Source organism: Streptomyces sp. GESEQ-35, assembly GCF_017948485.1.
GTDB lineage: Bacteria > Actinomycetota > Actinomycetes > Streptomycetales > Streptomycetaceae > Streptomyces.
In genome coordinates, this window is record NZ_JAFFSX010000109.1 from 1 (window position 1) to 317 (window position 317).

Annotated in this window: 1 protein-coding gene; it reads left to right on the plus strand. The window is 69.7% G+C overall.

The features are described 5' to 3' along the window. Positions 1 to 317: acyltransferase domain-containing protein (locus KCH87_RS48560; protein WP_210594479.1), on the plus strand; the 317-nt coding region annotated here is incomplete at both ends.

Below are 317 nucleotides of genomic sequence, written 5' to 3' on the forward strand. Positions count from 1 at the left end.
CACACCACCACCACCCTGATCGCCGAACTCGGCCTGGACGACGTCCACCTGGCCGCCCACAACTCCCCCGCGGCCACCGTCGTCTCCGGCCGCCAGGACCAGATCCACACCCTCGTCGAAACCTGCCGGAACAGGGACATCCGGGCCCGCACCATCGACGTCGACTACGCCTCCCACTGCCCCCACGTCGACACCCTCCACCAGGAACTCCTTCACGAGCTGGCTCCGATCAATCCCCAGCCCACCGACGGCCGCACCGCCTTCTACTCCACCCTGCGCGCAGCCCCCGTCACCGACACCACCACCCTCACCCCCGG